Here is a 24,610-nt window from a genome sequence, read left to right on the forward strand (position 1 = left end):
ATATTTTAACACTTGTATGAAAAATATCCTACTTTTTGACTGTTGTTAAAAACTACGCCCGATTGTGAATAAGTTTGGCTTTTATTTTTGGCTACAAATGACAATCTTTGTACTCTACTGAATAAGTAAAAAAAGAGTGCAGAAATTAAACATAAAAGCCATGTCACAAGTCGAGCCAATATTGCAAGAAAATAAAAATCGTTTCGTAATTTTTCCTATCAAACACCACGATATTTGGGATTGGTATAAGAAGATGGAAGCTAGTTTTTGGACGGCAGAAGAAATCGATTTACATCAGGATTTAAATGACTGGAATAATAAATTGTCAGATGAGGAACGTTATTTTGTAAAACACATTTTAGCCTTTTTTGCTGCTTCTGACGGAATTGTAAACGAAAACCTTGCAGAGAATTTTGTAAACGAAGTACAATATGCTGAAGCTAAATTCTTTTATGGTTTTCAAATCATGATGGAAAACATTCACAGCGAAACCTATTCTCTTCTAATTGATACTTATGTAAAAGACGAAGCAGAAAAAGCGGAGTTGTTTAATGCCTTAGAAGTTTTTCCTGCTATTGCTAAAAAAGCAGAGTGGGCTTTGAAATGGATCGAATCGGATTCGTTTGCAGAAAGACTTATTGCTTTTGCAGCTGTTGAAGGAATATTTTTCTCAGGTGCTTTTTGCTCTATTTTCTGGTTGAAAAAACGTGGATTAATGCCAGGTTTAACATTTTCTAACGAACTAATCTCTCGTGACGAAGGTGTACATTGTGATTTTGCAGTGCATTTGCACAATCACCATTTGATAAACAAAGTTCCAAAAGACAGAATTAAAGAAATTATAGTAGATGCCTTAAGTATCGAAAGAGAGTTTGTTACAGAATCTCTTCCGGTAAGTTTGATCGGTATGAACGCTACTTTAATGACACAATATTTGGAATTTGTTGCAGACAGACTACTTGTAGAGTTAGGTTGTGAAAGAGTGTATGGATCTGCAAATCCATTTGACTTCATGGACATGATCTCTTTACAAGGTAAAACCAATTTCTTCGAAAAAAGGGTTTCAGAATATCAAAAAGCCGGAGTTATGAATAGTGGTTCAGGCGGAGATAGTGATTCTCAGAAAATTAGCTTTGATGCAGATTTTTAAACAACAAGAATAATTTTAGTGGCACCCCAACACACTAAAAATGATGAAATTTTTATAACGTATTTTTAAGATTGAACTCCTTTTCCAAATCGAGGATTCAATTATTTTAACTCAATTTCAATTTGTTTTTCAAATTGGAATCAGCTAACTATTGAGAATCCTGTAATTCTCAAAATAAAATAATAAAACACACAATGTTTAAGTATTGGAATTCGTTATTCCAATGTCTTTCATTTTTTCAATAACAATAAAAAAGTAAGCTTATGTATGTAATAAAAAGAGATGGACGTAAAGAGCCGGTAATGTTTGATAAAATTACAGACAGAATCAAAAAATTGTGTTACGGTTTGAATGAACTTGTAGATCCTGTAAAAGTAGCCATGCGTGTTATTGAAGGATTGTATGATGGTGTTTCTACTTCGGAATTGGATAATCTTGCTGCTGAAACAGCTGCTTCTATGACGATTACACATCCCGATTATGCGCAATTAGCAGCTCGAATCGCAGTTTCTAATTTACATTCTAATACGACAAAATCGTTTTCAGAAACGATGTCGGATATGTATCATTACGTTAATCCAAGAACAGGAAAAGAAGCTCCTTTATTGGCAGACGATGTTTTCGAAGTAATTAAGAATAATTCTCAGGTTTTGGATTCAACTATAATTTATAACCGTGATTTTAATTACGATTATTTTGGATTTAAAACATTAGAGCGTTCTTATCTATTAAAAATAAACGGTAAAATTGTAGAGCGACCACAACATATGTTGATGCGTGTTTCTATCGGAATTCATAAAGACGATATTGCTTCTGCGATTGAGACTTATGAGTTGATGTCTAAGAAATTCTTTACGCACGCTACACCAACTTTGTTTAATTCAGGAACGCCAAAACCTCAAATGTCTTCTTGTTTCTTATTGACAATGAAAGACGATAGTATTGATGGTATTTACGATACTTTGAAACAAACAGCTAAGATTTCGCAATCTGCAGGAGGAATTGGTTTAGCGATTCACAATGTTAGAGCAACAGGTTCTTATATCAGCGGAACTAACGGAACTTCTAATGGAATTGTTCCAATGTTGCGTGTATACGATATGACGGCTCGTTATGTGGATCAAGGTGGAGGAAAACGTAAAGGAAGTTTTGCCATGTACATTGAACCTTGGCATGCTGACATTTTTGATTTCCTTGATTTAAGAAAAAACCACGGTAAAGAAGAAATGAGAACCCGTGATTTATTTCTTGGAATGTGGATTCCGGATTTATTCATGAAGAGAGTTCAGGAAGATTCAACATGGACGTTAATGTGTCCAAACGAATGCCCTGGATTATCAGAAGTACACAGTGAAGAATTTGATGCTTTGTACTTAAGTTATGAAGCAGAAGGAAAAGGAAGAAAAACAGTAAAAGCGAGAGAAATTTGGGAGAAAATCCTGGAGTCTCAAGTAGAAACAGGACTTCCGTACATGTTGTATAAAGATGCGGCTAACCGTAAATCGAATCAAAAGAATTTAGGAACCATTCGTTCTTCAAATTTATGTACAGAGATTATTGAGTACACTTCTCCTGATGAAGTTGCTGTTTGTAACTTAGCTTCTATTTCATTGCCAATGTTTGTTGAAAATGGCAAATTTGATCACGATAAATTATTTGATGTTACCAAGCGTGTAACTTTGAATTTAAATAAAGTAATTGACAGAAATTACTATCCGGTAAAAGAAGCAGAAAATTCTAATGTACGTCACAGACCAATTGGTTTGGGAGTTCAAGGATTGGCAGATGCTTTTATCATGTTAAGAATGCCTTTTACAAGTGACGAAGCAAAACAGTTGAATCACGAAATTTTCGAAACCTTATACTTTGCTGCTGTTACCGCTTCTATGGAATTGGCTAAAGTAGAAGGGCCGTACTCTACATTTGAAGGATCTCCAATTTCTAAAGGAGAATTCCAATACAATTTGTGGGGAATGAAAGACGAAGAATTGTCAGGACGTTGGGACTGGGCTTCTTTACGTAAAGAAGTTATGGAACATGGAGTTCGTAACTCTTTATTAGTAGCGCCAATGCCAACAGCATCGACTTCTCAAATCTTAGGAAACAACGAAGCTTTTGAGCCTTATACTTCTAATATTTACACCAGAAGAACACTTTCAGGAGAGTTTATCGTGGTAAACAAACATTTATTAGAAGACTTAGTAAAACTGGGAATCTGGAACGAAACGTTGAAACAGGAAATCATGCGTCATAATGGATCTATCCAAAACATTGACGGAATTCCGGCTGATATCAAAGAATTGTATAAAACAGTTTGGGAAATGTCTATGAAAGATATCTTAGACATGTCACGTCAGAGGGGGTACTTTATTGACCAGTCTCAATCGTTAAACTTGTTCATGCAGGATGCTAATTTTTCTAAACTGACTTCTATGCACTTTTACGCATGGCAATCAGGTTTAAAAACAGGAATGTATTATCTAAGAACGAAATCTGCGGTAGATGCGATTAAATTCACCTTAAACAACGATAAAAAAGAAGAAACAGCACCAGCAGCGTCTACAACAGCAGCACCGGTAACTGTAGCTTCGGAAACAGAGCCTATTAGCGTTGAAGAATACAAAGCAATGTTACTTAAAGCACAAGCAGCAGATCCTGAGGATTGCGAAATGTGCGGGTCTTAATTTTAGATTTTAGATCTGAGATTTTAGATTTTTAATATAGTGTCATCAGACAAAATGAAAAGCAGTTATTGTAATGATAGCTGCTTTTTTGATATCAATAATTTTATGATAAAAGTGATAGTGGAAAGTTGGAGAGATGGGTTGGAAAAAGTTTCTTTGACAAAATTACAGAATGAGAATCTTGGGATTTCTTTAATGAATTCAAAAGCAAATACAGATCGGCTTTTGGATGATTGTAGTGTGATTTTAGAGATCGAAGATGAAAAGCTGGCTACAGCGTTTTTGGAAGAAGCGAATAAAATTGGAGTTAATTGTAACATTGTACCAAAATAAAATGGACTTGAATAAGCTTATTATTGAAAATAAAAACGAATATTATAATCTGGCAATTGAATATTTAAAGAGAATAGATATTAAAGAGTATGAGCAAGGAGAGTTTAATACGATTGTTCCAGAATCTATTTCGGTTTTAATAGATCATGATTTTATACCGACTCCATGTATCAAAATTAGATTAAATCTTCTCTTGGATGAGAAAGAGGCTGGAAAGTATTTTTTATACATTAATCAGGAAAAAGGATTTATAGACGAGTTTCTTATGTTTGATTAAGAATACTTTTCTCTTCTTCTTCAAGAAACGTAATTAAAGGAAATCGGAATAAAGAATCAGCCTGTTGTTGGGTTGTTCTCATTAGTTTTTTAGTCGCAATCGTGTCATTTCGCGGCACGACACTCGAGCGAAAGCGACTGACGAAGTAAATCACACTCAATATCCCATACAGTGCGTGCTCAGCGAGTGTGATTTCTCCTTCGTCGGAAAGATTTAATGGATTAAAAATAATTTTGTTTGTAACCCTAATCCAATTATTAAAAATCTGATTTATTAAGTGAAACAGTAATAAAATCTATTCCTGCAATAAAGATGTTGACCAGCCAAAATTGATTATGTTTGCGTACCTTACAGAATCTAAAATGTATTAAAAATGAATGTTAAGCTAACAGATAAAGATAAAATTAGTGTAACGAATCCGGATGAATTATACGAAATCATGCGACAGATTTTGTTTCGTGATAATAAAATAGACCGTGAGAAGGAACATTTCTGGATGATAGGGCTAAACATGGCAAACACAATCGTGTATATAGAATTAGTGAGTATGGGGAGCGTAAAAGCTTCACAAGCAGAACCAATGAATGTTTATAGAGTTGCGGTATTAAAAGGTGTTACAAGTGTGATCGCTGTGCATAACCATCCGAGTGGTAATTTAACTCCCTCTGAAGCCGACAAGGATACTACAGACCGATTAATACAAGTGGGGAAAATTTTAGATATAAAATTTTTAGACCATTTTATTATTAGTGCAGAAAAATATATGAGTTTTGTTAATATTGGATTGATGGCTCAATTAGAAAAAAGTTTAAAATATGTTGTTCCTTATAAAATAGAAGAAATAATCCGCAAACAGGAAATGGAAATCAGATTAGGGAAAGAAAAAGCGGATAAATTAAAAGAAACGACGAATCAATTAAAGGAAACAACAAACCAATTAAAAGAATCGGCAAAAGAATTTAAGGAAACCGCAAAAATAGAAAAGTCTTTAAGGATTGAATTTGAACAAAAAATTGAAACGGCTATCATCAATCTATTAAAACAGAAAATGACAATAGAACAAATCGCAGCTATTTTGAATCTTACTCCAAAAGAAGTAGAGCAAGTTAGTAAAAAGATAAAATCATAAAAGTCTTAATTTTTAGCATTCGTGTCCTTTCGGTACGAGAAATCACATCTAATATTCCATACAGTGCGCGCTCAGCGAGTGTGATTTCTCATTCTTCGAAATTACAAGCGGAGTGTGTTTTGCTCTCATAAGTTTTTTAGGTACAATCGTGTCATTTTCGAGGCATGAGAAATCATATTCAATATTCCGTACAGTTTGTCATCCTGAGGAACGAAGGATCTACGTTTGCTGAATCCGTACCGTTGAACTTCACTTTGCGGATTATCTCGTGAAGATACTTCGTTCCTCAGTATGACAAAATTGTGAAAAATAGAAACGGAGCACCTTTTGTTCATTTCGAGCGAAGTCGAGAAATCACACAAGAAACTCCATACAGTTTGTCATCCTGAGTAACGAAGGATCTACGTTTGCAGAATCGATACCGCTGAACTTCACTTTCCGGATTATCTCGTGAAGATACTTCGTTCCTCAGTTTGACAAAATTGAGAAAAATAGAAACGGAGCACCTTTTGTCGTTTCGAGCGAAGTCGAGAAAGGACACAAGAAGTAGAAAACGTACCGACTTAGATACTTTTAATTTCAGAATCTAGGTAAAATCTTAGCGTCTCAGCAACTCAGTAACTCAGAATCTTCCTCAAAACCAATTAACTATATCTCATTTTAAGACTTATTTTTTACATTATCGTACAAAAGAGGGTAATTTTGTTAAGGAATCCCTTTTTGTTTCATAAAATGTATTAATTTTTTTGGTGCAGTAAAAATAATTTATACATTCGCAGAGTATTTATTGAAAAACACAAACAAAATGACTAATAACCGTTTTTATTTTAGCAACTCTTTTTATTTCTTCTTTAGTAGAAGTGAGGATTGTGCTATGGTTATTTGAGAAAGTAAAAGACAAATAAAACTAATATACAATCCTGATGAAAATCAGGATTTTTTTTTGAATATATGACAACGAAAATTGCAATACAAGGTATAAAAGGTTCCTTTCATCATCAGGTAGTGAAAGAGTATTTCTCTGAAAATGTGACTATTGATGAATGTTTGTCTTTTGAGGAATTAATTGACAGTCTGCTTTCGGGAAAATCGGATCAGGCGGTAATGGCGATTGAAAACTCTATTGCAGGACCAATTATTCCTAATTATGCTTTGATTGATAAGAATAATTTACACATTATTGGAGAGCATTATTTGAGCATTCATCAGAATTTAATGGCTTTGAAAGGGCAGAAAATGGAAGACATAAAAGAAGTTCATTCGCACCCGATGGCCATTTTGCAATGCATGGATTTCTTGAAAAAATATCCCAATATTAAATTGGTTGAAGATAAAGATACAGCAGAAACAGCCAGAAGAATTCAGGAGAAACAACTCACCGGAATTGCAGCAATTGCGAGTAAAACGGCTTCTGAAATGTATGATTTAGCTATACTGGCGCCGGAAATTCAGACGATCAAAAATAATATGACCCGTTTTGTGATCATTAAAAAGCAGAATTCATTTTTGCCAGAGAACGAAATCAACAGAGCGTCAATCAAATTTGAGTTGGATCATAAAAGAGGAAGTTTGGCAGCTGTTTTAAATGTAATGAGTGACTGTCAATTGAATTTAACAAAAATTCAATCGCTCCCGAAAATTGAAACGCCTTGGAAATATTCGTTTTTCGTAGACGTAACCTTCGAGAAATACGAAGATTTTGCCAAAGCAAAAGCATTACTGAATATAATGGCAGAGTATTTTAAAGTGTTAGGAGAATATAAGAATACGAAACCATAGGGGGGAGGAAATTCCAAATTTTTGAAATTCCAAATTCCAAATCTTAATTAATACGGCTAAGGCCTAAAGCATAAAGCAAAAAAAAAACATGATTACAACAGCAAAACGATTAGATACAGTTGAAGAATACTACTTCTCTTCCAAATTGAGAGAAGTAAGACAACTGCAATCTGAAGGAAAGTCTATCATCAATATGGGCATCGGAAGCCCGGATTTGAGTCCGTCGAAAGCAGTTATTGAGGCGGTGCAATTGGCCATTCAGGAAGAGCATGCGCATGGCTATCAAAGTTATCAGGGATTGCCGGAATTGAGAAAAGGGATGGCAGATTTTTATCAGAATCAGTTTGGTGTTGACGTGAATCCGAATACGGAGATTTTGCCGTTAATGGGATCAAAAGAAGGAATTATGCATATTTCGCTGGCTTTTTTGAATGAAGGCGATCATGTTTTAATTCCGAATCCAGGTTATCCGACCTATACTTCGGTGACCAATTTGGTTGGAGCTGTTCCGGTATATTATGATTTGAAAGAAGCAAATGCTTGGGAACCGGATTTTGAGGCTTTGGAAAAATTAGACCTTTCTAAAGTAAAAATCATGTGGTTGGGTTATCCACATATGCCAACAGGAGCAAGAGGAAGTTTAGCGTTATTTGAAAAATTGGTTGCTTTTGCTAAAAAACACAACATTTTATTGGTCAATGACAATCCGTATAGTTTTGTTTTGAATGATAATCCGATGAGTTTATTGCAGGTTGAAGGGGCAAAAGAAGTGGCTTTGGAATTGAATTCACTTAGTAAAACTTTCAACATGGCAGGCTGGAGAGTCGGAATGGTTTTAGGAAACGCAGAAGTTATTGATGCAGTGCTGAAAGTCAAAAGTAACATGGACAGCGGTATGTTTTACGGAATTCAAAAAGGAGCGGTTGCTGCTTTAAATTGTGGTAAATCCTGGTTTGAAGAACAAAATAAAATTTACAAACGCCGTCGTGAATTGACAAATCAACTGGCAGAAAAATTAGGCTGTAAAGTATATGCAGAGGGCGTTGGACTTTTTGTATGGGCAAAATTGCCGGAAGGAATTGCATCTGCAGAAAAGTTCATAGACGAAATATTATACGAGAAACATATTTTCATCACACCCGGAACGATTTTCGGAAGTAATGGTGAGGGATATATCAGATTCTCATTGTGTGTGAAAGAAGAAAAAGTACAAGAAGCGATAGATAGATTTTAGAGTTCAGATTTTAGATTTTTCGGCAGAGTTTGTCATTCCGAGGAACGAGGAATCTCCGTTGTAAGGTCGACAAAGATTGGTTTTTTTGATTAAGGAGTTACTTGCGAAGATTCCTCGTTCCTCGGAATGACAAAAAATGATGAAAATATAAAGGTCTTGAAAAAACAAAAAGCCCTAGCCCTGATAGAAGCGGCATCCTTTTATGGTGGGGTTCACCATAAAAGATACAGCGGATAGCAGGAATAAGCTTTAAATAAAAATAAAAATGAAAGTATACGTAATAGGAATAGGGTTAATAGGGGGCTCGATGGTGTTAGACATCAAAGAGAAACATTCGAAGGCGACTATTTTTGGAATTGACAATAACGAAGAACACTTGCAGGAAGCAATTGATTTAGGGGTTATTGATCAGGTAGGGAAGTTGGAAGATCTTGGTGAAGCCGATTTTGTAATCGTTTCGGTTCCAGTAGATGTTGCACTGACGATTTTGCCGAAAGTGTTGGATTTGGTTGGTGAGAAAACGATTGTTTTTGAAGTAGGTTCTACCAAAAAACCAATTTGCGATGCCGTAACAAATCATCCCAAAAGAAGGAACTTTATTGCTACTCACCCGATTGCAGGAACAGAATTTTCGGGACCTTCGGCAGCAATAAAAGGACTGTTTCAGGGGAAAACGAATATTATTTGTGAAGTAGAAAAAACTACTTTCAAATTGCAGGAAAAGGCATTGCAACTTTTTGCAGAAATCGGAATGCGGATTCGATATATGGATCCGATTTCGCACGACAAACACATCGCTTACGTTTCGCATTTGTCGCACATTAGTTCGTTTATGCTAGGGAAAACGGTAATGAATAAAGAAAAAGACGAACAGGATATTTTTGATATGGCGGGAAGTGGATTCGAAAGTACCGTTCGTCTGGCTAAAAGTTCACCGGCTATGTGGACACCAATTTTTAAACAAAACAAAGAGTATGTGATTGAAACCTTAGAAGGATATATTGCGAATCTGACTCAGTTTAAAGATTTATTAGCAGACGATAATTATAATGCCATTTTTGAAGAAATGGAAAGTGTAAATAAAATTAAAGAGATATTAAACGGAATTACTATTAAAAAATAAACTAAAAAAAAAGATGGAAAATAAAAAAGAAATGAGAAAGTGGTTAGAAGATTTCAATTTAAATCACCCACTTGTGATAGCTGGACCATGTAGTGCAGAAACAGAAGATCAGGTATTGAAAATTGCCCGTGAATTAAAAGATTCTAAAGTAAGTGTATTCAGAGCCGGAATTTGGAAACCAAGAACGCGTCCGGGAGGATTTGAAGGTGTAGGTGAAATTGGATTGAAATGGTTACAAAAAGCCAAAGCAGAGACTGGTTTACTTATGGGAACTGAGGTAGCAACTGCAGCACACTGTAAATTGGCTTTAGAGCATGATATTGATGTTTTATGGGTTGGAGCCCGTACAACTGCAAATCCTTTTGCGGTTCAGGAAATTGCTGACACTTTAAAAGGTACTGATAAAATTGTTTTGGTGAAAAACCCTGTAAACCCGGATTTAGCTTTATGGTTAGGTGGTGTTGAGCGTTTGCATATGGCCGGAATTGAAAAATTAGGGGTTATTCACAGAGGTTTCTCTACTTATGAAAAAACAAAATACAGAAACATTCCGGAATGGCAGATTGCAATCGAATTGCAAAATAAATTCCCTGATTTACCTTTAATCATCGATCCATCTCACATTACTGGAGATCGTAAAATGATTTTTGAAGTAACACAGGAAGCTTTAGATTTGAACTACGACGGTATGATTATCGAAACGCACTACGATCCGGACAACGCTTGGTCTGATGCTGCGCAACAAGTTACTCCGGACGCTTTGAAACAAATCATTAAAGATTTGACGATCAGAAAAACAGATGATACTACAGATGAGTACAGCCAAAAAATGACTAAATTAAGAGCAAACATCGACGTTTTAGATGCTAACTTATTAGAGTTATTAGGAAAACGTATGAAAGTAGCAGACGAAATTGGTCAGGTGAAAAAAGAAGCGAACGTTGCGATTCTTCAAAACAATCGTTGGAATGAAATTTTAGGGAAAATGATACTGGAAGGAGAGAAAAAAGGACTTACAGAAGAGTTCGTTTTAAGAATGTTTAAAGCGATTCACCAGGAAAGTATTGGTCACCAGGAAAAAGTTTTCAATGCTTAATTTTTTTTAAACCATATAAGTTCATATAAGAAAATGTAAGTTTTGTTTATGATGAATTTGTAGCACTTCACAACTAAAATTAAATCTCCATCGCTTTATAAAAGTGTTGGAGATTTTTTGTTTTGCTAATTTTTTTTAACCATATGAGTTCATGTAAGAAAATGTAAGTTTTGTTTACGATGAATTTGTAGCGCTTCACAACTAAAATTAAATCTCTATTGCTTTATAAAAGTGTTGGAGTTTTTTTTATTTTGCTAATTTTTTTTAACCATATAAGTTCATGTAAGAAAATGTAAGTTTTGTTTATGATGAATTTGTAGCACTTCACAATTAAAGTTTAATCTGCATCATCTTATGATAAGCATGGGAGATTTTTTGATATAGCTATCTCGCCAATTTTTTTAAATGAACTTACATCACTTATATGGTTTAGAGCATTTATTTACCGTCTTTTTTTAAATAAATTATTTTTCTTCCCAACCTTTTTAATTTTTTTTGCCTCTATAGTTATATACAATCTTAACTTTCGTGTCATGAAATCAAAAATGTACCCATTTAAGCCGGAAAAGATTCAAGTAAAATTGAATTTATTGCTTTGTTTTTTATTGTTTTTAGGAGCGAAAACTTTTGCGCAAAGTCCTGAGTTAACAGTCCAAGGAGAGGAAGCTCAAAAAGTCAGAATGAGTCAGCTCATCGTCAATGTAAAAGTGGTTGGGAATATTGCTTACACTACTGCCGAAATGCATTTTTTCAATTCGGGCAACCGTCAGATGGAAGCAGAACTTATTTTTCCGTTACCCGAAAATGTTTCGGTTTCGAGATATGCTATTGATATAAACGGGAAAATGCGCGAAGCAGTTCCGGTAAATAAAAATAAAGGAAAACAGGTTTTCGAAGCTATCGAACACCGTCGTGTTGACCCGGGATTATTGGAGAAAGTAGACGGAAATAACTTCAGAACCAGAATTTATCCTTTGATGCCAAATGGAGAGCGAATCGTAATTATTGGCTACGAAGAAGAGCTTGCGGCTTTTGATAAGAATAATTTAGCCTATCAATTGGTTAGTCGTTATCCGGTGAAACTGGATAAATTTGAGTTGAATGTTTCGGTTTTAGGGGCTGCTGCATCTCCGACAATTACCGAAAATTCAGGCGAGGAAATTGCTTTTTCAAAATGGAACCAATCGTTTCAAACTTCATTAAAAAAGGAAAATTATCAGCCTTCTGAGAAGTTACTTTTTAAGATTCCCATTCAGCAGAATATTCCGAGTGTGGTAATGCAGACGATACAGGATCAGCATTATTTTTATGGAAGTACTTTTGTTGAAGGAAATAAGATTGCTAAAAAAATGCCGGCTTCAATCGGCTTGGTTTGGGATAATTCTTTGAGTTGCCAGAATCGTGATCTGAAAAAGGAATTGGATTTGCTCGACGCTTATTTTCAAAAAATAAAAAATACGACTGTAAGTTTGTATTTCCTGAATTATACTTTTGAAAAGGATAAAGATTATGTGGTGTCAAATGGGAATTGGTCTGCGTTAAAAAACGTATTGCAAAACACAAAGTATGATGGTGGTACTCGTTTCTCTAAAATAAATTTCCTAAATCATGATGAGTTCTTGTTCTTTTCGGATGGATTATCTTCTTTGAGCGAGAATGTTTTACCAAAAACGAATAAGCCAATTTATACAATTACCTCCTCTGTTTCTGCTGATTTTACTTTTTTGAATTATGCTTCGATGAAAACAGGAGGTAATTTTATTAATCTGAATCAATTAAATCCAATCAATGCTTTAGATAAATTGACCAATAATACGTTGAAGTTTCTGGGCATAAAAGAAAATCTTACGGTTACAGATTTGTATCCGATGAAAGGAGCTTCTGTTTCGGGGAATTTTAGTTTTGCTGGAATTTCACTGAATCCGAAAAATGAAATCACGTTGTTGTTTGGGTATTCCGGTGAGGCAATTGTAGAACGAAAAATTACACTGGATGTGGCTGTTCAAAATACTACAGACGTTAGTATCGAAAAGTTATGGGCTCAGAAAAAAATTGCTAATCTTGATTTGCAGTACGACAAGAATGCGGAAGAAATTGAGATTTTAGGAAAAAAGTACGGAATTATAACCAAGAATACTTCGCTGATTGTTTTAGAAGAGCTTCGTGATTATATGGTGTATGATATTGTTCCTCCTGCAGAATTGCGTGCCGAATTTGACAGAATTAAAAAACAGGAACAGGATACAAACCTGGCCAAGCAGAAAAATAATTGGGAGAATATTGATGATTATTTTACAGAGCTAGATTCCTGGTGGAAACAAAATATCAAATATACAAGGACAAAACCTTTGCCGAAGCCAAAAAATAAACCCGGAGGAAGATCAAATACGGTTTCGCAAACGACTTTCAGAAGAAATTCGAGTATTACAAACGGCTATGTTTCGGGTATTGTTTTAGATGAACAAAATCAGCCTTTGCCGGGAGCTTCTGTTAGATCAGATATGGAAAGTGTTGCTGCTGATTTTGATGGGAAATTTAGGGTAAAAGCTTCTGAAAACAGTACCATTGTCGTTTCTTATGTCGGATTGGATACCGATTCATTCAATATTGGCAGAAACAATGAGGTTACGGTACGGTTACAAGAGAGTTCACGGGCACTAAATGAAGTTGTAGTCACATCAGCATTAAGTATGAGAAGCGAGGGAGGATCGGTCTCTTATGCGAGAGAACCCGTTTCAGAAGCTGCATATTCAAAAGGTGAAGCTAACGATGTGCCTCCTCCTCCAGCCCCGCAGGTAGATCAGGTGAAGTTTGTTTCCCCTGTTGTCGCAAGAGCAAACGAGATCACTGAAGAAGCAAATGCAAATAAGGAAAAGCGGGAGCAAGCAGAAACCATTAGTGATACTTTGAATTTTAGAGCTGGGGATATAAATTTTGACAAGAACCAAAAGGAATCTAAAACATGGAATCCGGATCGTTTGTACCTAAAAGGATTAGCAGCTGCACCAAAAGAAAAACAATACGAGTTGTATTTTGAATTAAGAAAGGTACAAGAGAGAAATCCGAGTTTTTATTTTGATGTGGCGCACTTTTTCTACAATCAAGGTGATGTGAAAAAAGCATTACAGGTAATTAGTAACATTGCTGATTTAGGATTAGAGAACCATCAGCTTTACAAAACTCTGACGTATACCTTACGTCAGTGGAAATCGTACGACGATGCTTTGTTTACAGCAAAACAAATTGCAAAATGGAGAGCACACGAGCCACAAAGTTTGCGTGATTATGCCTTGGCTCTGGAAGATGCAGGGAAATATCAGGAAGCTTTTGATCAATTGATAAAAGCACTTGAAGTAAATTATTATGGAGAAATGAGCGGACAGTATGAAGGAGTTGAAGATATTATTCTGATGGATATTAACCGTTTGATGCTGGAACATAAAGGTTTGAATTCGGATAAATTAGATAAAAAGTATCTTAAAAAAATGCCGATAGACATTCGGGTTGTTATGAATTGGAACCTGATGGATGTTGATTTAGACTTGCATATTATTGAACCAACAGGTGAAGAATGTTATTATGGTCATACGGTAACAGAAGCCGGAGCAAAATTTTCAAAAGATTTTACACAGGGTTATGGGCCGGAGCAATATTTAATCAGAAATGCTGTGAAAGGGAAATACCAAATCAAGACGAATTATTTTGGCGAACGTGAATTAACAGAAAGTGGTCCTGCAACCGTAATGATTGAGATTTATACCACTAAAGAAGGAAAAACGACCCGAGTTTTAAAAACCATTCAATTAGGGAAAGTAAAAGAAAATGAGCTTTTAGCAGAAATTGTGTGGTAAGCCTGTCAAATTTAGAAGGTGTTTTCTAATTTTAAAAGGCGAAGTTGCGTTGTTCAATTCTAAAAACGTAATTTTGCCTTTTAATTTTTTAGATTTAAGAGCAATCTAAAATCTAAAACCGGATATCTAAAATAAAAAAATGACAGGACTCGTTTATAAATCTACAGGGAGCTGGTACACTGTGAAATCTGAAAATGGAGATTTTATAGAATGCCGTATGAAAGGGAAGTTTAGGATGAAAGGTATAAAAAGTACCAATCCTATAGCCGTAGGAGATATTGTGGATTATGAACTAGAAGAAACCTCTGATACATTAACAGGAACGATTCACACCATTCACGAAAGAAAAAACTATATCGTTCGTAAATCGGTGAATTTGTCTCATCAAATGCATATTATCGCTTCGAATATTGATCGGGTTTTTTTATTGATAACCATTAATAATCCACCGACAACATTCAACTTTATCGACCGTTTTTTGGTAACGGCTGAAGCCTACAATATCGAAACGATTTTGGTTTTTAATAAAATAGATACTTTTGATGAGCCTACTTTAGACGATCAGTTGTATATGCAACATGTCTATCAGCAAATTGGTTATAAATGTCTTCGCGTTTCGTCAACAGAAATGAAAGGTGTTGACGAATTGAAAGAAATGATGATTGGTAAGGTAAGTATGTTTTCAGGACATTCCGGCGTTGGAAAATCAACTTTGGTAAATGCGATGGAACCTTCTTTGCATCTTAAAACCAAAACCATTTCTGAAGCCAGTAAACAAGGGCAACATACAACGACTTTTGCAGAAATGTACGATTTGTCTTTTAATGCAAAAATCATCGACACCCCCGGAATTAAAGGCTTTGGGATCGTAGACATGGAAAAGGAAGAAATCAGCGGTTATTTTCCTGAATTTTTCAAATTAAAAGACCAATGTAAGTTCAACAATTGCCTGCACAAAGAAGAACCTCATTGCGCCATAAAAGCGGCTTTAGAAAAAGATGAAATTGCTTGGTCGCGTTACAACAGTTATTTGAAGATTTTAGAAGGAGATGATGAAAATTATCGTACGGATTCTTATGACGAAGACCGAAAAGCAAGTGATGAATTGAGGAAATAAGAGTTTTAAATTCCAAATTTTTTAAATTCCAAATTCCAAACGGGGTGGTTTGTGAATTTAAATATATAAAAACGGTAGAGATGCACTGCTGTGCATCTCTACTGCTGTGCATCTTTACTGCTGTGCATCTCTACGGGTGTGCATCTCTACTGCTGTGCATCATTGCAAATGACATTTTATCATTCACCATCATATTATGAAAGTAGTTATTCAAAGAGTTTCAGAAGCATCAGTAACAGTTGATCAGAAAAAGGTTGCGGATATTCAAAAAGGATTGTTGATTTTAGTCGGAATTGAAGAGGCCGATACACAGGATGATATTGAATGGCTGACCGGAAAAATACTTAAGATGAGAATTTTTGCTGATGAAAATGAGGTTATGAATTGCTCCGTTCAGGATATTGACGGTGATATCATCGTGGTAAGTCAGTTTACACTTCATGCTTCTACTAAAAAAGGGAATCGTCCTTCTTATATAAAAGCGGCGAAACCGGAATTTGCTATACCTATGTATGAGACCTTTGTAACATCTTTAGAAAAAGAATTTAACAAAAAAGTGCAAGCGGGTATTTTTGGTGCAGATATGAAAGTCAGTTTGTTAAATGATGGCCCGGTTACCATTTTGATGGACAGTAAAAACAGGGAGTAAAAAAGTCTTAAGGATTTGTTAACAACGTCAGAAAATACTATATATTTGACGAAATTTTTTACTAATGAAATGCTCTTTTTACACGTTATTTTTTTTCCTGTTTTCTCTTGTCTCTTTTGCTCAGAAAAACTTCTACACTTCAGCTTCTATTGCAGATAGTCTCAAAGAAAATGCCAATGCTGTTGTTCGTTTAAATCAAATTGATATTGAAATTGCTTCGCAAAGAGATATGACGATTAAAACACAAAAAGTGGTAACGGTTTTGAATGAAAAAGGATTAAAATTAGTTGAAGCATTTGAACACTATGATAAAACAAGTTCTGTAAATAGTATCGAAGCGATTGTTTACGATGCTTTTGGTGTTGAAATCAAGAAAATTAGACGAAAAGATTTTAAAGATCTAAGCACAGTAAGCGGAAGCACTCTTTTTTCAGATAATCGAATTGTTTATTTAGATTATACACCCGTTTCTTATCCTTTTACGATTGTTTATACTAGTGAAGTGGAGACTTCAAATACGGCTTTTATACCCCAATGGTATCCTTTGGCTAGTTATTATTTGAGCATTGAGAAAAGTGTTCTAAATGTTACCTACCCCAATGATCTCGGATTTAAAAAGAAAGAATTCGCATTTTCGGGTTTTGATATTAAAAAGACCACAGATACCAATACCCAATTGTCTTATGTGACGGGTACGATTCTAGCGCAAAAAACCGAAGACCTTAGTCCGTCTTACAGCGATCTTTTTCCGAGAGTAATGATGGGAGTGGAGAAATTTCACTTAGAAGGTGTTGATGGAACGGCTACTACTTGGGAAGCCTTTGGTAAATGGTATGGAGATAAGATTTTAACAGGAACTACAGTCCTGCCGGAAGAAACTATTGCCAAAATAAAAGCACTTGTTGGTAACGAAAAAGATCCTGTAAAGAAAGCAAGAATCATTTATGATTATGTTCAGAAAAAATCAAGATACGTAAACATCGCTATTGGTATTGGAGGTTGGAAGCCAATGTACGCAACAGACGTAGACCGTTTGGGATATGGAGATTGCAAGGCATTGACAAATTATACCAAAGCACTGCTGCAAACGGTTGATGTTCCTTCCTATAATACAATTTTGTATGGAGACACTTACAAAAGAAATATTCAATCTGACTTTGTTTCCATGCAGGGAAACCATATGATTTTGGCAATTCCAACAGGGGATAGTTATACCTGGTTAGAATGCACAAGTCAGGATGATCCTTTTGGTTATCAGGGAATATTTACAGATGACAGAGACGTTTTAGTGGTGAAGCCTGAAGGAGGGATCATTGTGAGAACTAAAATATACGATGATAAAGGAAATGCACAAACCGATAAAGGAACCTATACTTTAGATGAAAACGGAAGTTTTACAGGTTCAGTTTCAATTGTGTCAGACGGGTCTCAGTATAATTCGAAGGCAAGAGTAGAACATCTGCCACCAAATGAAAAAGAAGCACACTATAAAGAATATTGGGATAATATCAATAATTTAAAATTAGAGAAAATAACCTTTACAAACGACAAAGAGAATATCCGTTTTACAGAAAATATTCATGTAAGTGCGGAGAGTTATGCTACTATTTCAGCTAACAAAATGATTTTTGTTGTGGATGCCTTCAATCAGAGTGGTGGTAATGTAAAACGAATCAGAAATAGAAAAAATCCATTTCAAATTCAACGTGGATATCTGGATTCGGATGAAATCGAAATTAACCTGCCGACCGGTTTTAGCATTGAATTTTTACCTGCGCCTTACGAGTTGAAAGGGAAATTCGGAGAATACAAAACCGAAATTATTAAAAAAGAGAATAACAAACTAACATACAAACGCTCTATGTTTTTAAATAAAGGAAAATATTCTAATAAAGAATACGACGAATACCGCCTTTTTATGGAGCAAGTAGCAAAAAATGATAACGCCAAAATTGTACTAATAAAGAACTAATCCAAATGAAAATTAATCAACTACCCATTATTGTATTCGCCTTCTTTTTTTCTCTTCTTAAGCTGACGGCTCAGGAGTTTAAATTAGGGAAAGTTTCCATTGCTGAATTAGAACAAAAAGTACACCCTAAAGATACTGCAGCTTCTGCAGCTGTTTTGTATAAAAAAGGGAAAACAAGCATAGAATACGATCAAACAGATGGTTTTGTTACTTTGACTGAGGTTGAAACCAGAATTAAAATTTATAAAAAAGAGGGTTATGATCTGGCCAATAAGGAGGTCTGGTATCGTTCTGCGAATGGTAGTAGGGAAAAAGTGCTATTTTCGGACGCTGCTACGTTTAATTTAGTAGCGGGTAAAATAGAGAAAACAAAGCTTAAAAGCGATGGATCTTTTGATGAGGTTATTGATAAGAACAGAAGCAGGAAAAAAATAACAATGTCTAATGTTAAAGAAGGATCTGTCATAGAATTTAAATATACGATCAGAAGTCCTTTCAGAGGAATTAGAGAATGGGATTTTCAAATGGCTATTCCGGTGAATTATTCGGAGTTTACGACTTATATTCCGGAGTACTATGTTTATAATGTAAGACAAAAAGGATATGTGTTTCCTAAAGTGACAACTGATAAAAATACGAAAAGTATCACTTTTTTAAATAAAGGGGGTTCGGGGTATTCTAATAGTCAGCATAATTATTTCGAAACCAAAACAAATTATATAGCAGAAAATCTTCCGGCTATGAGAGAGGAAGCTTATGTAAATAATATCGATAATTACACTTCAAGTGTTCAATTTGAGTTGTCGATGCTTCAATTTCCTAACGAACCGGTAGAATCCTTTTCTGCAGATTGGAACTCTGTGACCAAAACAATTTATAATTATGATGATTTTGGCCCGGAGTTAAATAAGACAGGGTACTTTGAGGATGATTTAAAAGTAGTATTGGACGGTAAAGTTACAAGTGAAGATCGAATAATGGCGATTTTAAATTATGTAAAATCTTCCGTAAAATGGAACGATTACATGGGGTATGGCTGCGACAGTGGTGTTAAAAAAGCGTACAAGGAAAAAACAGGGAATATTGCAGATATCAATTTAATGTTAACCGCTATGTTGCGTCATTCAGGTTTAAATGCTAATCCGGTTTTGGTAAGTACGCGTTCGAACGGAATTTCTTTATTTCCTAGCAGAACCGCATTTAATTATGTAATTGCTGCAGTTGAAACTCCAAACGGGACTATTTTACTAGATGCAACAAGTAAATATGCATCACCTAACATTCTGCCTTTTAGAGTGCTGAACTGGCAAGGTAGATTAATCCGTAAAGACGGAACTTCTGAATCGGTTGATTTAGTGCCTAAAAAACCATCAGGCGATAATGTTTTTATGAATTATGAGATTGATGCCGAAGGTAAAGTTACAGGAAAAGTAAGAAGACAATGTACCGATTATAATGCCATGTCTTATAGAAATGAGATAGATGGAGTAAAAGAGGATGTCTATCTTGAAAAGTTGGAGAATGAAAATAACAAAATAGAAATCAACGATTACAGCAGAACAAACGAAAAAGAAATTTTACTGCCGGCTATAGAAACCTATTCTTTTAAAGGAGACAATCTGGCCGAAGTAATTGGAGGTAAAATCTACATTAATCCGATGTTGTTTTACACCAATACAGAAAATTCTTTTAAACAGGAAACACGTGAATACCCGGTTGATTTTGGATTTCCTTTTGCAGATAAATTCAATATCACGATTAAGTTACCTGAAGGATTTGCAGTAGAGACGTTACCGGCTCCTGCGGCGATAGCAATGGAGGATAATTTGGGGACTTTTAAGTTTAACATCGCTGAGAACAGTGGTGTACTTCAATTGTCTATCCTGCATCAAATAAATGAGGCAGTTGTTACGCCTGAAAAATATGAGATGTTAAAAGAATATTACAAAGCAATGATTGCTAAAGAAACTGAAAAAGTAGTTTTAAAAAGAATATAAAATGTTATTAAGGGTTATCGGTGTTTTGTTTTTTGTGGTTTGGAGTTCGCTTGGAGTAAATGCTCAAAATCAGGAGTTAGGGAAAGTGACAATTTCGGAACTCGAGGAAAAAGTAAATCCAAAAGATACGACTGCAGCAGCAGCAATTTTGTTTAAAAAAGGGAGAACATTCTTTACTTATAATTTAAAAAATGGATTTGTAGCCAATCATGTCTATGAATTTAAAATTAAAATCTATAAAAAGGAAGGTCTTAGTTGGGCAGATCAAAACGCACGTTATTACATTGGTTACGAAAATTTGAATGAAGATCACTTGGAGTTTTCTAATGCGGTTACGTATAATCTCGAAAAAGGCGCGATCGTAAAAACAAAACTCGACAGCGAAGGAGCCTTTAAGAAAAAGATAAACAAATATTGGAACGAGAAAACAATAACATTACCCAATGTAAAAGTAGGTTCCATTATCGAGTATAAGTATATTTTGAAATCTGAAAATTTAGTTCGATTTCCTGATTTTGAGATCCAATATAGTATTCCTGTGAATTATTTTGAATACAAAATGGAGATTCCTGAAGTATACATCTATAAACCGATATTGGTAGGAGGTTTTCCGATCGAAACAGCAGCGAAATTGGTTAAAGGATATCAGGCTTTCGAGGATCAATACAATAAAACAAGTTCGCTTTCTTATCAGCAAATCAATGCTGTTTATAAAGGAAAAGACATACCGGCTTTGGTAAAAGAACCCTATGTTAATAATGTCGATAATTATAGAGGCACTATTCAGCAAGAGCTCGAAAGAATTCGTTCTCCCGATATGCCTGACAAAGATTACACAATTACTTGGGAAGGTGTAGCAAAGAATATTTTTAAAAGTGATAATTTTGGGAAAGAACTTAACGTAAATAATTTTTTATTAGAAGATGTCAAACGATTGTTGACGAACGTTGAATCTCAAAACGAGAGATTAAGTATCATTTTTAATTTCGTTCAAAACAAAATGAATTGGAATGAAGCTAATGATTGTTACACCGATAAAGGGGTAGCCAAAGCATACGCCGATCAAATGGGTAATGTTGCGGAAATTAATTTTATTTTGATAAACATGCTAAAATTGGCAGGCATAGAAGTAAATCCTGTTTTGGTAAGTACAATTGAAAATGGAGTTCCGGTTTATCCGACAAGAACAGGTTTTAACTATGTTATTGCTGCTGCGGAAATTGAGGGTAAACAAATTCTGCTTGATGCTTCTCATAAATTTACTTCTCCGAATATTTTGCCGTTAAGTGTATTAAACTGGAAAGGAAGACTTATCAAGAAAGATGGCACTTCACTGGAAATCGATTTAATGCCGAAAGTAGCGTCTAAAGAATATTCGAATATTTTAGCTAAAATAGATGCTTCTGGAGCGATTGATGGAAAAATAAGGATTCAGAGAACAGATTACGACGCTTATAGTTTTAGAATTAAAAATGCGACTAAAAGCGAAGCTAGTTATCTTGAGAAATTGGAAGAACAATTGGGAAATTTGAAAGTTTCGGATTATAAAATTGAAAACAAAAAAACGACCTTAAATGATCCTATTATAGAAACGTATTCCTTTACGTCCGAAAATCAATTCGAGAGAATAGGAGGAAAGATATTTATTGATCCGCTTTTGTTTTTTACAACGTCAAAAAATCCTTTTAATCAGGAAAACAGACAAATGCCGGTTTATTTTGGTTATCCGACACAAGAGAAAATAAACGTAAACTTGGAGATTCCTGCGGGTTATATAGTAGAGTCATTGCCTGCTCCTGTTAGGATTTCGTTAGAAAATAAAGAAATGGTTTATGTTTTAAGCATTGCCAATATTGATAACAAAATTCAAATTAGTTGTACAAAAGAGATTAACAGTAGTATTTTTGCAGCAGATCAATACAGCGGATTAAAAGATTTTTTCCAGAAGATGATCGGAAGTCAAAATGAAAAAATTGTTCTAAAAAAAGTATAAAAATGGATTTGAAAAACGCACAATTAGACGTAGATACCTGGATCAAAGAACATGGAGTTCGTTATTTTAATGAATTGACCAACATGGCACAACTTACAGAAGAAGTAGGTGAAGTGGCCCGAATCATTGCCCGTCGCTATGGAGAGCAATCTGAAAAGGAAAGCGATAAAAATAAAGATTTAGGCGAAGAACTTGCCGATGTTGTATTTGTGGTTTTGTGTCTGGCGAACCAAACCGGTATAGATTTACAAGCCGCTTTTGATAATAAAATGGATTTAAAATCGGTGAGAGACAAAGACCGTCACAAAAACAACGATAAATTAAAATAATGTGATAAGTCACGGCAAAGTTTTGGTGTGTCCTTTTTTTAAAATAAATTTGCGGAAATGCATAAAACAACACGCCTAAAATGAATTTAGTACTACACACCAATCATAAAAATTTAGAAGGTCAAATAGCAGTTACAGGATCAAAAAGCGAAACCAATCGTTTGTTGTTGCTAAAAGCACTGTTTCCGAATATTACTTTAGCCAATACCTCAAACTCTGATGACAGCGAAGTAATGCAAAAAGCTTTGATTGGGAAGGATGAAATTGTAGACATTCACCATGCCGGAACTGCAATGCGTTTTTTAACAGCCTACTTTGCTGTAAACGAAGGACGCGAAGTGGTAATGACGGGTTCAAGCAGAATGCAGGAGCGTCCGATAAAAATTTTAGTTGAAGCTTTGGCACAATTAGGAGTTGAAATTTCATATGAAAAAGAAGTTGGATATCCGCCAATACGAATCAAAGGAAAAAAAGTTAGCGCTTCAAAAGTAACTTTGGCTGCCAATGTAAGCAGTCAGTATATTTCGGCACTTTTATTAGTAGCTTCAAAATTAGAAAACGGTTTAGAGCTTACTTTAGAAGGAGAAATTACTTCGATTCCATACATTAACATGACGCTGGCTTTGTTAAAAGATTTAGAGATTCAAACTAGTTTTGAAGGGAATGTGATCAAAGTTTATCCAAAAGAGACCGTTGCTTCAAAAGAAATGGTGGTAGAGTCTGATTGGAGTTCGGCTTCTTACTTTTTCAGTTTAGTGGCATTGGCAGATCAGGCATCGATTACATTAAGCAGTTATAAAAAAGACAGTTTACAAGGAGATTCCGCTTTGGTTGGTATTTACGAGAAAATGGGAGTGGAAACGACTTTCGAAGGAAATAAAATGACTTTGAAAAAACAACCCAACTTTAAACATGAAACATTAAACCTGGAATTAAACAATACCCCCGACATAGCACAAACCATTGTAGTGACTTGTTTAGGTTTAGGAATTGGATGTCATTTAACAGGCCTTCATACTTTAAAAATCAAAGAAACAGACCGATTGGAAGCTTTGCGAATCGAGCTAACAAAATTAGGAGCCACTATTTCGGTTACTAACGACAGCCTGACTTTGGTTGCTTCAGAAAATATCAATCACAATATAAAAATTGCTACTTACAACGATCACCGTATGGCAATGGCATTTGCTCCTTTAGCACTTAAAGTTCCAATTATTATCGAAGATGCCGAAGTAGTTTCAAAATCATATCCGGATTTCTGGAATGATTTAAAAGCATTAAAATTCGAAGTTTCTGAATTGTAATTATTGATTCAACCATATAAGTAATATAAGTTCATTTAAAAAATGCGCTTATTTGGAACAACCTTCGGTTTTAACCCGGAGGTTTTTTTTTGACTTGGTTTAATGTAAATTTTTATCACGTAGATCTATAGATCTATTTGGATTGTTTTTGTTTTAAAAGTAGAATGGAGTACTGTTTTACATTTTACATCTCTCCGATAGGTAAGCGAGCGCCCCAATCATAAAGTTTAGTTTAAATGAACTTACCTCACTTATATGGTTAAAAAAAACACGCATTTTTGCATCTCCACGATATATAAGTGAGCGCCCCAATCATAAAGTTTAGTTTAAATGAACTGACATCACTTATATGGTTTAAAAACACACACACACATTTTGAGATGTCTGCGATATATAAGTAAACGCTCCAATCATAAAATTTAGTTTAAATGAACTTACATCACTTATATGGTTTAGAAAAAACACGCATTTTGAGATGTCTGCAATATATAAGTGAGCGCCCCAATCATAAAGTTTAGTTTAAATGAACTTACCTCACTTATATGGTTTAAAAAACACACATTTTGAGATGTCTGCAATATATAAGTGAGCGC

General features: G+C 34.9%; 17 protein-coding genes. All 17 read left to right on the forward strand.

Translation table 11 applies throughout. The annotated features are described in order from the left end of the window. The first annotated feature begins 160 nt into the window (after window positions 1-160). The 17 genes from ACHRV5_RS21450 to aroA all read left to right on the forward strand — a co-directional run bounded on the left by ACHRV5_RS21450 (window position 161) and on the right by aroA (window position 24,017). Window positions 161-1,150, forward strand: coding sequence for a ribonucleotide-diphosphate reductase subunit beta (locus ACHRV5_RS21450; RefSeq protein ID WP_047778999.1), 990 nt, complete (start codon window positions 161-163; stop codon window positions 1,148-1,150). A gap of 263 nt (window positions 1,151-1,413) precedes the next feature. Next, the gene (locus ACHRV5_RS21455; RefSeq protein ID WP_047778982.1) at window positions 1,414-3,834 is read left to right on the forward strand and encodes a ribonucleoside-diphosphate reductase subunit alpha; all 2,421 of its coding nucleotides are present in this window, start codon (window positions 1,414-1,416) and stop codon (window positions 3,832-3,834) included. A 54-nt stretch (window positions 3,835-3,888) separates the two neighbouring features. Beyond that, a complete protein-coding gene (locus ACHRV5_RS21460; protein ID WP_395428130.1) occupies window positions 3,889-4,167 on the forward strand; it encodes a hypothetical protein in 279 nt (92 codons plus the stop codon). 7 nt (window positions 4,168-4,174) lie between these two features. Then, on the forward strand, window positions 4,175-4,444 hold the full coding sequence (locus tag ACHRV5_RS21465) for a hypothetical protein (protein WP_395428132.1): 270 nt from the start codon (window positions 4,175-4,177) through the stop codon (window positions 4,442-4,444). Window positions 4,445-4,817: 373 nt separating this feature from the next. Further along, window positions 4,818-5,573 carry a JAB domain-containing protein gene (locus ACHRV5_RS21470; RefSeq protein WP_395428134.1) on the forward strand — a complete coding sequence of 252 codons (756 nt, stop codon included), beginning with the start codon at window positions 4,818-4,820 and terminating at the stop codon, window positions 5,571-5,573. A 951-nt stretch (window positions 5,574-6,524) separates the two neighbouring features. After that, window positions 6,525-7,352 (forward strand): prephenate dehydratase, encoded by an 828-nt coding sequence (locus tag ACHRV5_RS21475; RefSeq protein ID WP_395428136.1) that lies wholly within the window; start codon window positions 6,525-6,527, stop codon window positions 7,350-7,352. Window positions 7,353-7,440: 88 nt separating this feature from the next. Further along, window positions 7,441-8,586: a pyridoxal phosphate-dependent aminotransferase gene (locus ACHRV5_RS21480; protein WP_047778978.1), complete on the forward strand. Its 1,146-nt coding sequence runs from the start codon at window positions 7,441-7,443 to the stop codon at window positions 8,584-8,586. Between the two features lie 265 nt (window positions 8,587-8,851). Continuing rightward, a complete protein-coding gene (locus ACHRV5_RS21485) occupies window positions 8,852-9,709 on the forward strand; it encodes a prephenate dehydrogenase (RefSeq protein ID WP_047778977.1) in 858 nt (285 codons plus the stop codon). Between the two features lie 13 nt (window positions 9,710-9,722). Next, window positions 9,723-10,805 carry a bifunctional 3-deoxy-7-phosphoheptulonate synthase/chorismate mutase type II gene (locus ACHRV5_RS21490; RefSeq protein ID WP_047778976.1) on the forward strand — a complete coding sequence of 361 codons (1,083 nt, stop codon included), beginning with the start codon at window positions 9,723-9,725 and terminating at the stop codon, window positions 10,803-10,805. 533 nt (window positions 10,806-11,338) lie between these two features. Next, entirely contained in the window at window positions 11,339-14,656 is a 3,318-nt protein-coding gene (locus ACHRV5_RS21495; protein WP_395428139.1) for a VIT domain-containing protein, read from the forward strand. A 139-nt stretch (window positions 14,657-14,795) separates the two neighbouring features. Further along, on the forward strand, window positions 14,796-15,773 hold the full coding sequence (gene rsgA, locus ACHRV5_RS21500; protein WP_395428141.1) for a ribosome small subunit-dependent GTPase A: 978 nt from the start codon (window positions 14,796-14,798) through the stop codon (window positions 15,771-15,773). Window positions 15,774-15,969: 196 nt separating this feature from the next. Continuing rightward, a complete protein-coding gene (gene dtd, locus ACHRV5_RS21505) occupies window positions 15,970-16,422 on the forward strand; it encodes a D-aminoacyl-tRNA deacylase (protein ID WP_230005128.1) in 453 nt (150 codons plus the stop codon). Window positions 16,423-16,486: 64 nt separating this feature from the next. Next, window positions 16,487-18,394 carry a DUF3857 domain-containing protein gene (locus ACHRV5_RS21510; protein WP_395428143.1) on the forward strand — a complete coding sequence of 636 codons (1,908 nt, stop codon included), beginning with the start codon at window positions 16,487-16,489 and terminating at the stop codon, window positions 18,392-18,394. A 5-nt stretch (window positions 18,395-18,399) separates the two neighbouring features. After that, window positions 18,400-20,391 carry a transglutaminase gene (locus tag ACHRV5_RS21515; protein WP_395428145.1) on the forward strand — a complete coding sequence of 664 codons (1,992 nt, stop codon included), beginning with the start codon at window positions 18,400-18,402 and terminating at the stop codon, window positions 20,389-20,391. Between the two features lies 1 nt (window position 20,392). Next, on the forward strand, window positions 20,393-22,384 hold the full coding sequence (locus ACHRV5_RS21520; RefSeq protein WP_395428147.1) for a DUF3857 domain-containing protein: 1,992 nt from the start codon (window positions 20,393-20,395) through the stop codon (window positions 22,382-22,384). Window positions 22,385-22,386: 2 nt separating this feature from the next. Beyond that, window positions 22,387-22,713 (forward strand): nucleotide pyrophosphohydrolase, encoded by a 327-nt coding sequence (locus tag ACHRV5_RS21525; RefSeq protein WP_047778970.1) that lies wholly within the window; start codon window positions 22,387-22,389, stop codon window positions 22,711-22,713. A gap of 80 nt (window positions 22,714-22,793) precedes the next feature. After that, the gene (aroA, locus tag ACHRV5_RS21530) at window positions 22,794-24,017 is read left to right on the forward strand and encodes a 3-phosphoshikimate 1-carboxyvinyltransferase (RefSeq protein ID WP_395428149.1); all 1,224 of its coding nucleotides are present in this window, start codon (window positions 22,794-22,796) and stop codon (window positions 24,015-24,017) included. Window positions 24,018-24,610 lie beyond the last annotated feature (593 nt).

The organism is Flavobacterium sp. FlaQc-52, from assembly GCF_044007495.1.
Classification (GTDB): Bacteria; Bacteroidota; Bacteroidia; order Flavobacteriales; family Flavobacteriaceae; genus Flavobacterium; species Flavobacterium cupriresistens.